The sequence below is a fragment of the Fibrella musci genome (assembly GCF_041321105.1).
Taxonomy (GTDB): Bacteria; Bacteroidota; Bacteroidia; order Cytophagales; family Spirosomataceae; genus Fibrella; species Fibrella musci.
The window spans coordinates 36,934-49,717 of sequence record NZ_JBGGWD010000002.1; the positions used below are offsets into that span (position 1 = coordinate 36,934).

Annotated in this window: 12 protein-coding genes; 7 read left to right on the forward strand and 5 right to left on the reverse strand. The window is 56.9% G+C overall.

Annotation, left to right across the window (positions count from 1 at the left end):
• Window positions 1-56: 56 nt before the first annotated feature.
• Both ACAW74_RS05780 and ACAW74_RS05785 read right to left on the reverse strand, forming a co-directional pair.
• A complete protein-coding gene (locus ACAW74_RS05780; protein WP_370697258.1) occupies window positions 57-1,109 on the reverse strand; it encodes a sensor histidine kinase in 1,053 nt (350 codons plus the stop codon).
• Window positions 1,110-1,315: 206 nt separating this feature from the next.
• A complete protein-coding gene (locus tag ACAW74_RS05785; protein ID WP_370697259.1) occupies window positions 1,316-2,779 on the reverse strand; it encodes a PKD domain-containing protein in 1,464 nt (487 codons plus the stop codon).
• 410 nt (window positions 2,780-3,189) lie between these two features.
• Between ACAW74_RS05785 and ACAW74_RS05790 the strand changes: the two genes are divergently transcribed.
• A complete protein-coding gene (locus ACAW74_RS05790; RefSeq protein WP_370697260.1) occupies window positions 3,190-4,233 on the forward strand; it encodes a sensor histidine kinase in 1,044 nt (347 codons plus the stop codon).
• Here the strand turns inward: ACAW74_RS05790 and ACAW74_RS05795 are convergent.
• On the reverse strand, window positions 4,230-5,321 hold the full coding sequence (locus ACAW74_RS05795; RefSeq protein ID WP_370697261.1) for a sensor histidine kinase: 1,092 nt from the start codon (window positions 5,319-5,321) through the stop codon (window positions 4,230-4,232). The two genes, ACAW74_RS05790 and ACAW74_RS05795, sit on opposite strands and share 4 nt — an antisense overlap.
• A 314-nt stretch (window positions 5,322-5,635) precedes the next feature.
• On the opposite strand from ACAW74_RS05795, the gene ACAW74_RS05800 reads away from it, so the two are divergent.
• Both ACAW74_RS05800 and ACAW74_RS05805 read left to right on the forward strand, forming a co-directional pair.
• Complete coding sequence (locus tag ACAW74_RS05800) at window positions 5,636-6,433, forward strand: carboxypeptidase-like regulatory domain-containing protein (RefSeq protein ID WP_370697262.1); 798 nt, start codon at window positions 5,636-5,638, stop codon at window positions 6,431-6,433.
• A gap of 20 nt (window positions 6,434-6,453) precedes the next feature.
• Complete coding sequence (locus ACAW74_RS05805; RefSeq protein WP_370697263.1) at window positions 6,454-7,800, forward strand: hypothetical protein; 1,347 nt, start codon at window positions 6,454-6,456, stop codon at window positions 7,798-7,800.
• 37 nt (window positions 7,801-7,837) lie between these two features.
• Here ACAW74_RS05805 and ACAW74_RS05810 read toward each other — a convergent pair whose 3' ends face one another.
• Window positions 7,838-8,176 carry a cupin domain-containing protein gene (locus ACAW74_RS05810; RefSeq protein WP_370697264.1) on the reverse strand — a complete coding sequence of 113 codons (339 nt, stop codon included), beginning with the start codon at window positions 8,174-8,176 and terminating at the stop codon, window positions 7,838-7,840.
• A 142-nt stretch (window positions 8,177-8,318) separates the two neighbouring features.
• Here ACAW74_RS05810 and ACAW74_RS05815 point away from each other — a divergent pair, with 142 nt between their 5' ends.
• The 3 genes from ACAW74_RS05815 to ACAW74_RS05825 all read left to right on the forward strand — a co-directional run bounded on the left by ACAW74_RS05815 (window position 8,319) and on the right by ACAW74_RS05825 (window position 10,602).
• Window positions 8,319-9,083, forward strand: a complete 765-nt coding sequence (locus ACAW74_RS05815) for a carboxypeptidase-like regulatory domain-containing protein (RefSeq protein WP_370697265.1) — start codon at window positions 8,319-8,321, stop codon at window positions 9,081-9,083.
• A gap of 198 nt (window positions 9,084-9,281) precedes the next feature.
• The gene (locus tag ACAW74_RS05820) at window positions 9,282-9,965 is read left to right on the forward strand and encodes an outer membrane beta-barrel protein (RefSeq protein ID WP_370697266.1); all 684 of its coding nucleotides are present in this window, start codon (window positions 9,282-9,284) and stop codon (window positions 9,963-9,965) included.
• 19 nt (window positions 9,966-9,984) lie between these two features.
• Complete coding sequence (locus ACAW74_RS05825) at window positions 9,985-10,602, forward strand: hypothetical protein (RefSeq protein ID WP_370697267.1); 618 nt, start codon at window positions 9,985-9,987, stop codon at window positions 10,600-10,602.
• Between the two features lie 17 nt (window positions 10,603-10,619).
• Here ACAW74_RS05825 and ACAW74_RS05830 read toward each other — a convergent pair whose 3' ends face one another.
• On the reverse strand, window positions 10,620-11,420 hold the full coding sequence (locus ACAW74_RS05830) for a DUF2490 domain-containing protein (protein ID WP_370697268.1): 801 nt from the start codon (window positions 11,418-11,420) through the stop codon (window positions 10,620-10,622).
• A gap of 203 nt (window positions 11,421-11,623) precedes the next feature.
• Between ACAW74_RS05830 and ACAW74_RS05835 the strand changes: the two genes are divergently transcribed.
• Complete coding sequence (locus ACAW74_RS05835; protein WP_370697269.1) at window positions 11,624-12,745, forward strand: sensor histidine kinase; 1,122 nt, start codon at window positions 11,624-11,626, stop codon at window positions 12,743-12,745.
• Window positions 12,746-12,784: the final 39 nt, after the last annotated feature.

Below are 12,784 nucleotides of genomic sequence, written 5' to 3' on the forward strand. Positions count from 1 at the left end.
CATACGCAGGCTGGTTCGTTGAGGGCGTATGTTCCCCTAAAAATAAGGAGTGTTTGTCAGCGTACCGAATCCACCGGCGTTTCGAGCAGCGGCAGCGTCACGCTAAACGTATCGGCACGTTCCTCGATCTCGACGGGTCTGTCGGTCAGATGCCGGTATTTGGCAGTCAGGTTGACGAGGCTATGCTGCGTGGTCACGATAACCCGACTTTTCCGCTGCCGGGTATTGGTGACCCGGATCGACGGCCCCGCCACCGGCTCAATCTGAATCACCAGCGGCCGCGCTGCCGACATACTGTTGTGTTCCAAGGCGTTGTCGACCAGCGTTTGCAGGCTTGAAGGTGGCACGCAGGCCATGTAGGCCGGTTCGGTGGGCAGCTCGATACGGATGGCCGCCCCGTAACGGACCCCCAGCAACTGCGCATAGGTCTGTAGAAACGTCAGCTCCTCGGCCAACGACACCAACGGCCGGTTGCCCGCCTGAAGCAGGTAGCGGTACACTTTGGCCAGATCATCCACGAAGCGTTCGGCCAGGGCGTTGTCTTCCCCGATCAGGGCCGAGATGGAGCTGAGGCTGTTGAAGAGAAAGTGGGGGTTGACCTGCCCCTTGAGCGCCTCGAACTGCTGCTGCAAAACGGTTTGTTGCAGGCGTTCGGCTTCGGTCGCATTCTGTTTCCACTGCTCAAACGTGTAGAACAAACCCAGAGTCGTGCAAAGCAGCACATCGAACACGCCGCCCAATACCCAGATGTCCTGCACGGTCGCCCAACTAAAGCGGACACCCGTTGCCGGAACCAGACTATACACCCACACGTCGACGGGGGCCAGCACAACCGTACAGAAGGCCACCATCAGCAGCATCGCCCACAAACGGGTGCGGGTCTGGCGCACGTCGGGGAAACGCGCGATCACCCGCCGCACCACCACTGTCAGCGTGATGATGGAACACCAGTACAACCCGAACACCACCAACGTACCCGCCACGAAGGTGTCGAGGTACTGGAAGTAACGTGGTCCAATAAAGAAGTAGTTGCCCAGCGGAAATAGCACCGGCATCATAGCCAGGTGGTACCACCATTCGTAGTGGGAAAAGAAGCGAGGGCGAATCACGTTGAGGAGAGCAGGGTAAACGAGCTATTTTTAAAGATAGATACGCACCAGGCAGCTGGCGTTGGCAAATTTGGATGTCTGGTAACAAAACAAGGATAAACTGTTTGAAATCGGGGTTCAGTTGCACAGCCCATATAACCAAACGCCTCGCCGCCCTCCGACTATCAGAGAGCAACGAGGCGTCGCTATTGGCGGCGTTCGGGGCGCTACAGTTTATACAAACTGGCCTGGGCATTGCCCGAAAACGTATTGGCCGATCCGGCATCGGTGTTCAGCTCGGCGTCAGACGTGTACATGATTGCGTAACCGCCGCTGTTGCTCAGACGGCTGTTTTTCACGGTTGTTTTGGCACCTTTTCCATAAACCGTCAGCAGGGCTCGCTGCCCGGACACAATGGCCGCGCTGCCACCACCGCTGATCTCGACGCCATCGAGTACCGTCAGGTTGCTGACCGAATACACGATCACGCCCCGCCAGTAGGCTGCCGTGTGGCCCGCCCCCGTAATGGTCACTTTTTGTTCCGCCGTCCCTTTGGCCGATAGGTATCCGCCTTTGTTCACGCTGATGATACCATCGCGCGCCGCCTCGACGATCACGCCGGGCTGCAACGTCAGGCCTGCCTCGATGGTCAGGTTACCGAGCAGGCGATAGGGCGTTTTGTCGCCGAAAGCCGACCACTTTACGTCCTGCGCACCCGTGATCGCCGACGAACTGATCTCGACCACGTCGCGGCCATTGCTGCCGGTAAAGGCCGAGGCGGCATCCAGCCGGGTAGCGTTGTAGGCATCGATCAACACCGGCGCTTCGGTTTGTTTGCTGAATCCGTTGCGAGCAAACGTGCGCAGCAGGGCACCGTCCTGCACATACAATCCGTAGCCGTCGTTGCTGGTAAACCGGCTGTCGGTCAGGCTGATCTGCGCGTGGTTGTTACCGAACAGGGCCAGTCCGGCTTTCGTCCCCGTAAAAGCGACCCGGCTACCCGCGTATTCGATATCGACAAACGCCAGCGCGTTGGCGGTGCTGGGCGAATAAATAATCAGGCCGGCCCAATAGCTTTTTTGGGCCTGTGTACCCGTAAACCGGATGCGCCCATCGGCTACACCTGTCGCGTTCAGCGTACCCTCTTTCTCGATCGTCAGTCGTTTGTCGCGCTCAAACGCCATCACCACCCCCCGATCAATGGTCAGTTCGGCCGTAGTTGCCAGGTCTTTGGTCACGATGTAATCGGGTTTGGCTGGGTCGATGATACGGTCCATCAGCCGGGTTTTGCTGGTGATGTCTTTGTCGAGCGTAAGTGGTGTGGGGTATTCGACCGTTACCAGCACACGATCCTGACTCTGTTCGGTGCCGCTGCGTACGGTCAATTCCAGTTCGTAGTACCCAACGATATCGGGGTTGAAACTGAGCGTGGCGCTGCTGGCGCCGTCGAGCGTCATGTTGCTGTTACCTGGTTTGCGTACCACCGTCCACTGATACGTCAGTGGCCCCGTACCCGTAGAGGTAGAGCCGTCGAGTTTGACAGTCCCCGTGGGTAGCACAGCCTGATCGGTACCGGCTTTAGCCACCAGTGTTTGGGACGGCGTAGGGGTTATCGTTTCGGTCTTTTTGCAGGCCGACAAGCTGCTGATAAGGGCTACCGCGAAGGCGGCGGTGATGAAATTGAGTTTCATGGTCAAGAGAGCGATTTGCGTTTGGATGGCCCAAAACTGCCCTCTCCGCCCCTGTTTCTGAAACCAACTCATGGCTGAACTGCGTAAAACGATACCTTGATTGTGTATTGATCTGCGCAAATTGTAACAGCCTGACTGACATTCACATAGCCCCTTTCAGCAACGTACCTGGATAATCCCTATCCCCTCAACATCGTACCTTTTCGGTCACCGGCAACGTACCTGAACGGGCTCGACAGACTGCGGCCACCAAACAGGCCAGACAGTTCAGGCACGGTTTTGCGCAGTTGATCCGTCGTAAGTGCGCTTTGAGTCAACCGGGGTGGTATAATCCAGCGACTCAGCGCTTAGTTTTATACTTGGTTGCGCTACCCTCCCGGTTATTGCCAATGAACGAACCCACCGACTCCATGCATAGGTTGAACGACAAGTGGATGCGCATCGTGGGGGTGCCGCTGCTGGCGCTGGTAGGGCAATGGATCATGTATGGTTACACCAGCGTCCCCTACCCCGACGACTGGCGTATTCCGTTTTTCTTCGTGCTGGGTTCGGTGCTGGTTTGGGAAGTCAATCGGCAGGGCATCATCCTATCCCGACGTCGCTACCCAACCTTGCCCCAAACGCGGCAGCGGGTGTTGTTTCAACTGCTTTGGTTCGTTGGGTTCTCTACCCTTATCCGCATTACGCAGACGGCCTTTTACCACTGGCTGAACCTCTGGCCAACAGAAGATTACCTGCTTTTCAAGCCCTATTTCTTCAACACACTGGTCTCTGTCGTCGGCACCATTCAGGTGGCAGCCTACTACGAGGGGCTCTATCTATACCATTGCTGGCGGGTGTCGTATACCGAAACCGTTGAACTGAAAAAAGAAAACCTGCAAAGCCAGCTGGAATCGCTGAAGACCCAGATCAATCCGCATTTTCTGTTCAACAACCTCAACTCGCTATCGGCCCTCATCAGCAGCGACGCGCCCCTGGCCGAAGAATTTCTGGATCAGCTGTCGTCGGTATATCGCTATTTGCTTCAGCAAAACACCCGCGATTTGTGCCCGCTGAGCGACGAAATTCAGTTCATCGAAGCCTATTTCCACCTGATCAAAACACGTTTTGGCGATGGCATCAGCCTGGATATGGCCGTTGATCCAACGTACCTGTCGTTCCGGGTGCCACCGCTGACGCTACAATTGCTGTTTGAAAATGCCATTAAGCACAACATCATTTCGAGCAGCCGCCCCCTCACCATCCGGCTATACACGCAGGAGGCTTATCTGTATGTCGAGAACAATTTGCAGAAGAAAAAGCTATCGGTACCGTCGAGCCAGATTGGCCTGCAAAACATCATGCTGAAGTACAAGCTGCTCGATCAGTCGACGGTGACGGTTTATCAGGACGACACGCGCTTTCTCGTCAAAGTCCCCCTCATCACACCCGCAGTTGAGGCGTCGGTACTTTAATAAACTGCCACCACATCCTGCACCAGTGGCAGCGTTACGCTGAAGGCCGTTTCGGTCTCTTCGATACGCACCGGCATCGTGATCAATTGCTGAAATTGAGCCGTGAGCGAGGCCAGACCAGACCGGTTCGTGGTCAGATGGCGTTTTTTTCGCTGTAACGAGTTGACGACCTCCACCTTCAGGGGTGGCCGAATCATCACCTGAATCACCAGCGGTTGCGTCGCCGACATGCTGTTGTGTTCCAGCGCGTTGTCGACCAGCGTTTGCAGACTTAGCGGGGGCAGATACCCCGACGCCTCCGTCGGCTGCACAGGCAGCTCGATACGGATGGCCGCCCCGTAACGTACCCCCAGCAGCTGCGCATAGGTCTGAAGAAACGTCAGCTCCTCGGCCAGCGGCACCAACGGCCGGTTGCCCGCCTGAAGCAGGTAGCGGTACACTTTGGCCAGATCATCCACAAAGCGTTCGGCCAGGGCGTTGTCTTCCCCGATCAGGGCCGAGATGGAGCTGAGGCTGTTGAAGAGAAAGTGGGGGTTGACCTGCCCCTTGAGCGCCTCGAGCTGCTGCCGTAACGTCTGGTTGCGCAACTGCTCTAGTTCGACCTGCTCTTTTTTCCACTCCGTATAGGCGTAAAACAGATTCAGGACAATGCAGAAAATGCTCACATAGGACACGATAATCAGCCACATCGACTTGAGCGTTTGCCAGGTGAAATCGATCCGGAACAACGCTATGTGGCTACAGAGGTAAAGTTCAATCAGGTTCAGCAACATGGCCGCAAGGCTCACCAGCACAACCATGACCAGGGTCCGGTGCAACGTTTGCTGAGAGCCCGGATAATGGGCCACAATGCGCCGGACCAGCAGCGTGAGCACGACCACCGAACTGGCATACATCAGCAGCCCTGCCAGACTCCCGGCCACGAACACCGGCCCTTCGCTCAGATACGGCTTGCCAAAAAAGAGGTAGTTGCCAATCGGAAACGAGACCAGGGCTAGGGCTAAATGAAACCACCACTCCCTCCTGGAGAAAAAGGTCGGGCGAGATCGCTCAACAAGCTGGCTTACGGGCAGGAGAAAACTCGGCATCTGCATGGACTGAACTGCGGGTTTTAGTCCACTAAAACTACGGATTATTAGCTAATTTTAGTTACCCTAACTGCCTGATATTAAACAAATAACATCCCTTTCAGACAGGTTAGTACACCCTTAAGTAACCGGTTCTAGATAGCGGCTATTCACCGCGTGGGTACGTTGTCGGTTTGCAATTCAGGTTCAGTCCGGCGCAATTGGCAACGTACCTACGTCAGTTGGTACCGATCCTGGTTGAATTCCCCCTAGCCGATCCATCAGTTTTGTGTCGTCAGTGCACGCTGGCAACCACAAGAACAAACAGACTACTGATGAATCGCTCCCAAACCCTCCGCCTCCTTACCGGCTCGCTCCTGCTGCTCAGCGGCCTTAGCCTGACTGCCTGTAAGAAAAATACCATCGACCCTACCGAACCCACCGACCCGATCAACGGACCGGGCGGCAAGGCGGGCTACCTGGTCGGTAAAGTAACCGACCCACAAGGCAAAGCCCTACCTCGGGCAACAGTCTACACCGACAATACGGTTTTTAGAGGCCGTGGGGCCGAAGTGAAAACCGGTAACGACGGCACCTACCAGATTCAGCTGGTTCAGGACCTTGGTCAATGGGTGGCCAAAGGCTATATCCTGAAGCAATACAACGACCGGACATACAAAATCAACCTCGATCCCGAGAACCCCGATTCGTTTACCGACAGCGAAAAACCGGTTCGCAACTTCCAGTGGAAACTGACCGGCCACATCCCCGACCAGAGCCTGGACCTGTATTACGGCGGTACACTGGAGATGTCGCGCGACCCAAACATGGATTTGTATGACAACGAAAACGTCGAGTTTACGCTGACGCCGGTGGGTCCGCTGATCGATGGCTCTACGGGAAAAACGCTCACCCTGCGGGCCAAACGCCGTTACGATACATTCCTGAAAGACATTCCCATGGGCCGCTACAAGATCACGGCCGTGTACAAGCCCACCGGGCAGGCACTGCGGGTGTGCGACTATTACAACGACAGCGACTATGCCTACGCCTCGTCGGTGACGGTCGATTTTACCGGTACAGAATCGGCCAACCGCGGCAACATGATGGGCATCAGCTACACCAATCGCTAACCAACCACACCCTTTTAGTCATGAAACGAATATACCAGGCCGGGTCTGTCCTTACCTCACTGCTACTGGCCGGTTTGCTCGCCTGCCAACCCCACGATAAAGGCATCGTTCCGGGCCCCGACCTACCGGTTACCGGCACCCCTACGCCGGTCGGCAAACCGATTGGCGCTGCCTTCACGGCCACCATCAGCCCAGGCGGCGGGTCGGTGACCAGCCCCGACGGCAAGCTCTCGCTGACGTTTCCGGCCGGGTCAGTCAGCAAAGCCACGCAGCTGACGATACAGCCCGTTGAAAACACCGCGCCAAACGGGGTAGGTATGGGCTACCACATTAGCCCCGACACCCTGACGTTTGCGCAACCCGTGACGTTCGATTATCGCTATCAGGACAGTGACCTCACGGGCCGGTCGGCCGACGCTATCGGCATTGCCTTCCAGGATAAAGACAACAGCTGGCAGCTGACCCAGCCCGCCATCGTCGACAAGACGCATCGCATTATCCGCACACGCCTGAAAAAAGCGCGCTGGTGGAGCCTGATAACGCAGTACCAGCTAACGCCCGAAACAGATACCGCCGTGGTCAACGAAGTGCGTAACCTGCAACTGATTCGGGCCATCAACGGCGAATGGCCTAGTTACTCGGCCAACAACAGCAAAGACGACCTGCTAACCCCGCTTATCCGTTCCGCAGTGGCCAACAAAGATGTCCGGGGCGCTTACCTGAACGGGCAGGACTGGAGTTACAAGGCCCCGACCGATCAATCGTGGGGCAGCCTGACGATTGATTTTCAGGATGCCAAAATTCTGTACATGGCGCCCAGCAAGAAACCCAAGGCCAACAACCCGGTGAAAATAGGCATTGCCGTGAGCACCGGCGGCACCAACGGGCTGCTCGTACTTTTCAGTGAGATGTATGTCAAAGGCGATGTCGCGCTTACGTTGAACGGCCGGGATTTCAGCAGTAACATACTGGCGCAGGGTTCGGTCGCCAACAATACCCTGAATCTGGCCATACATGGTGTGGATTCGACCGGCAAAAACGGCACCATGATCGTTTCCGTCAACGATCCGCGGGTGGGTTCGTTCAAGTGCGATCTCGACAAAACATCAGTGGGTACAAGCAACGAGGCCGGCAAACAACTAGAGGAAAATGGCGCGTCTGTTTACGAAGCCTGTTCTACGGCGAAGCCCGCCGAGTGCACCGTCTTTCTCACCAAAGTGGAGCCCTCTGCTACTCCAGGCTATCTACGGGTAGAGGGACGGGTGGCCGGTTCGCTGGTTGTTCGCCACGAAGAAGACCGTTGCAAGGTTACAGCCCACGTGACCACACAGGTATACGCTGAGTTTTCGCTCCTGGTCAGACGGTAAGATGGTAGCCGCAACTAGTCAGCGCCAATACTGATGCTTACAACACAAAATCGGCACGCATGGGTGTAAATACGTCGATCAGTACGCCAGCTTCCAGGCACACAGCCCCGTGGGGTACGTGCGGCGGAATGTAATAGGCATCACCCGCCGCCAACTCCCGGTCGACGCCGTCGATACGGATGGTGAACCGCCCGCTTTCTACGTAGCTCATCTGGGTATGTGGGTGGGTGTGCAGCGCTCCGACGCCCCCCGCGTCAAAGGCTACTTTCACCATCATCAGGTTATCGTCGAAGGTCAGAAGCTGGCGTTTCAGGCCGCCACCCAGTTCCTCCCAGGCCAGGGTTCCCGATTCGACAAAGCGTTGCTCTCGTTGCATACGTCAGGTTGTTCGGCCACAAGTTAGTCAGCTTTTCCCGCGATTGATAACCGGCAAATCCCAGTTCGTACATACCTGCTTTTCCGAGGGATAGCCAACCCGACAACTTTGCCTACACCTACTCTTACTTCCTCTTTTTACTATGAAAATCATCGTCAATCTCCTGTTGGTCGCCGGGCTCCTTAATGCAGCGGCCTGCAAACAATCGGGCGATACGGTATCGCCCAGTACCACTTCAGCCGAAAAAGGCGTGGTTAAAGGCCGCGTCGTCGATGGTCAGGGGCAGCCGGTTGCCAACGCCCAGATCATCGCCAACAGCACCGATTATTACAACAAAACCACAACGGCCTATACCGATGCCAACGGCGTTTATCGTATGCAGTTGCCCACGGGCGTGGCCGAAGGATCTTACTCGGCCAGCGGCACCGTTACGATCAAGTACCACGGCAAAAACTTCAAGATGGCGCTTTATGAAGAAAATACGCGGGTGTTTTCGGCCTACGATGGCGCCGTGCGCAATTTCGTCTTCCGCCTGACGGGCAAGCGCACCGCCAACGATGACGACACCGCCAAGCCGCTGGGTGGTTCCGTGCAGGTGCACCACCAGGTTGACAACGTAGTCTGGGAAAACCTCGAACTCACGCTCCAACCTGTGGGCCCGCTCGTCGACGGTAGCACCGGTCAGACGATCATCAGGACCATGCCCGCCCACGACAATTACCTCCGCGACATCCCGGTTGGTCAGTATGCCATCACGGCCCGCGACAAAGTAACCGGCAAGCGGCTGGGGGTCACCATCAAAGACTCGTTCAAAGACTACACGTCGTCGGTCACGACCCTTTTCAGCGAGGAAAATTTCGACGGCGATACGTTTTGGGAAATCGTTTTGCTGGTCAACACGCTGTAAACCGTCTTTCGTGCTAGCCCGCTGCTTTTGGGTAGCGGGCTTTTTTGTGGAAAATCAGTTCAGGTGAGCGTCCAGACAGTCTGTGATGCCCAATTGGCAACTCATGCATAGCACCATTTCGGAAGCAACGTACCCAGCCGACTTTTGACCTCGTCAAGAACCGATAACCCGGCCTCGGGCCGCCTTCCTCCTTTTGCTATGATCACTCGTTACGTTCAGTTGCTCATTCTAACGTACTTGCTCACGTCAGGTACGTTACTGGCGCAGTCAGGTGCCAAAAAAATCACCGTTGGGCTTAAAGTCGGGGCCAATTTCTCGAAGCTCGACAACCTGTCTTACCGGACACCCCGCCTCGATCAGCATGGTCTGCCGGTGCTCTCGGGTGGCAGCATCGTTTATGACTTCTTCCAACAGAACGACGCCCGTTCGGCGGGGCTGGTGGGTGGCCTGTTTGCCCGCTTCGGCAACCGGTTTTATGTACAGCCCGAGTTGCTGTTTTCTGTCAAAGGCGGCCGATTCGACATCATCCGGCAAGGGCTGGAAACCGAGTCGGTCAAGGTGAAAGTCGGCACGATCGACTTGCCCGTATTGCTGGGCGTACGGTTGGGGCTTCTGCGGATCAACGCCGGCCCAATGGCATCGCTGACGGTGCTGGACGGTAATCTGAAAGGGACCTTCGCTCAATATGGCTCGCAGCCTATCGGTGAAACGGCCAAACAGGCCACGTTGGGCTATCAGGCGGGCGTTGGTCTCACGCTGGCGGGCCTGCAACTCGATCTACGGCACGAAGGCGGCTTTACCCGTACAGTTGCCGTCGGCGGAGCCACTACCCAACCCACCCGCTCTGACCTCTGGCAGCTGACCGTCGGTTTTGGCTTTTAATCAACAAACAATCAGCTACATGAATACGAAACTGCTGGGCGGCTTTGCCCTTCTCGGCGCCCCCTGCCTGGCCATTGGCCTGAGCCTCGAATCCATTTTCGGCAATGCCTCTCGCTCGCCCTGGATGGGCCTGTGGGGTATCCTGTACATTTCGGGTTGGATGGCCAGCCTTATCGCCCTGCGCGACTTGGGCGTTTTCGACGCTAGAAGCCTACAGGCCCGCCGCGTGGGCCACACGCTCGCCCGCCTCATCCTCGTCACGCTTACACTCGCCAACATCCTGAACGTATGGGAGATGGTCGCCCCCACGTACAAGCCGACCCTGTTCTACATAGTCGATCTGGGCTGGCCGGTCAGCAACCTGCTGATGCTACCCATCGGCGTCGCTATCCTCATGGCAAGGCAGCTATATGGCTGGCAGCGGTGGGCACCGCTGGCGGTTGGGTGCTGGTTACCCATCGCACTGCTTACCAAAAACATACCCGACCTACGGTATCTACCACTGGTTTATTCGGCCGTTGCCTGGGTACTGCTGGCCGTAGTGGTACTGCTCGAATCGGCGCGTCAGCAACGTACCCACACCATCAGTGGTATTGCCCTGCGCGACGACATCCCCCGCCCACTCATTCAGGAATAACGTAGTGGCGAACAGAATCAACGCTTTTTCCGGAAATCGAGTGAGTGATTCACGTTGAGCCGGAAGCCGTTGTTGATTTCAAAAACGGGGCGACCCGATACAGGGTCAGTGTCGGCGTGCTGCACCACCTGATTGAGCGCGTTGAGTTCGATTTGCAGCCCGTCGCTCACCTGATAACCCAGCCCGACCGAAATCCGGTTCTGGTTATAAATGTTCTCGCCCACGTTCTGCCCGAAACCGATAAACAGCTCATCGAAGAAATTGAGGTAGAGCTCCCCGTCGTCGACTGTAGGGCCGTTCAGCGCCAGTTCGCCCGCGATCTGGTACCGTACCCGGTTCTGAAACTCCCAACTGGCGGTTTGCCGGGGGTCGGTGTCGGCCAGCTGGGCCAGCCAGCGTTGTTCCAACCGGATGCGGTGCGTCAGGCTCAGCCTACCGTAGCTTTCCGACAGCGACACATCCTGATGCAGCCGGTGCTCGGAATAAGGCACGCCCAGATCAGCCTGGGGGTAATCGCCGTAGGGGAAGGTAGTGAAGTACGTATACCCGGCTCCGAATTTTACCCGATCCGACGATTTGTAGTTGACTCCCAGCCGGGCCAGCGACTGCTGCCAGGTACGTATGAGGTCGATACGGCGCCATTGGTATTCGGTATGCAGCGTCCAGCGTTGGGCTATCTTATGATCGCCGTTGTATACGTACCAACCAATGGCGTTATGATCGAGCAGACGTTGCCGCTGCCCGAAGCCGTCGGTTAGCAACGTACCCAGCAGGGCAAGAATCAGGAAGCAGCGGTAACCAGTCGTAGTGAATGTCATGAAAACGCAGTAAGACGTACCCGAGTTAACCCCGTAACCGCCCGACTGTTCAACTGGCGTTGAGCCGGTTGGGTGTTCCCTGACAATTCATACACGTTTTTTCGCAATTCAGACAGCGCCTGTGCCAACTGATACACGTCTGGCACGGTATTTTGCCCATAGTGGGGGTATTTTTGGTAAAGGCATCGACTGCCCCCACGCGCATGCCACCACTGCTAACGTACCTGTCACGCTTCTTCAACACGATCCGACACGATCCACTGCGGCGCTACATTTACCTGCTGCTGTGGCCGTGGTTTATCCCGGTGGTGAGCTACCTGATCTTCGGGGAAGCGCTGCTTGCGGGCTGGCGGCCCTTTGTCAGTGGCGTGGTGGTGGTGCTGTTGCTTTCCACGCTGGCCAACGAGGTCGATACCGCCGCGCTCATCCGCATCATTCATCGCTTTCCTGGCTTCGATCAGACCATCTGGCGGCTGGTCAGCATGGTGGCTGCCTTTTCGTTGCTCAACTGCCTGCTGGCCGAGGTAAGCCTGCGGGTGTTCGAGGTCACGCACTTCCTGGGGTATCGCGCCAACGCCGACACGCATAAATGGACGCAAGCCTTCGTCTTTATCTCAGGCGTGGTGGCCGCCGGTCTGATCGAAAGTGCCTATGCCTTCACGCAGTGGCGCACCCACCAGTCTGACCGGCAGAGCCTGGAGCAGGACAACCTCCGCATCCAGCTCGACAGCCTCCGGTCGCGCATCAATCCCCACTTCCTGTTCAACAGCCTCAACTCGGTTTCGTCGTTGATCGCCGACGACCCCAAACAGGCCGAAGCACTGGTCGACGAGCTGTCGAAGGTGTATCGCTACATGTTACAGGCCAACCAGAAACCGCTGGTCGAGTTGAGCGCCGAGGTGCGGTTTATTCAGTCGTATGCCCGGCTGCTCGAGGCCCGCTACGGCGCGGCGCTACAACTCCACATCGACATTCACCCCGCCGCCAGCGGATTGCTGCTGCCGTCGCTATCGCTACAGTTGCTGCTCGACCACATCTGCCAGCACAATGCCCTTACAGCGGCCCGCCCGCTGACTATCCAGATCGAAACATCGGGCGGAGGTCGGCTTTGGGTACGGCACAGCCGGCAGCCCCGCACCATCCTGATCGACCGACAACTACCCGGGCTGGACGCCATTGCGGCCCGCTACGACTGGCTGGGAAGCGAGCAGATTCTGGTCGACGAAACCGACCGGCAGATCACCATTGCCTTGCCCCTGTTACCTGCTGATACGTCTCCGCCACCTCTGTCCACAGTTCAAGCCGCCGATTTGCCAATTGAGTAAGGTTCCGCATCGTATTGCACCCGTTGTCCAATAAGTTGC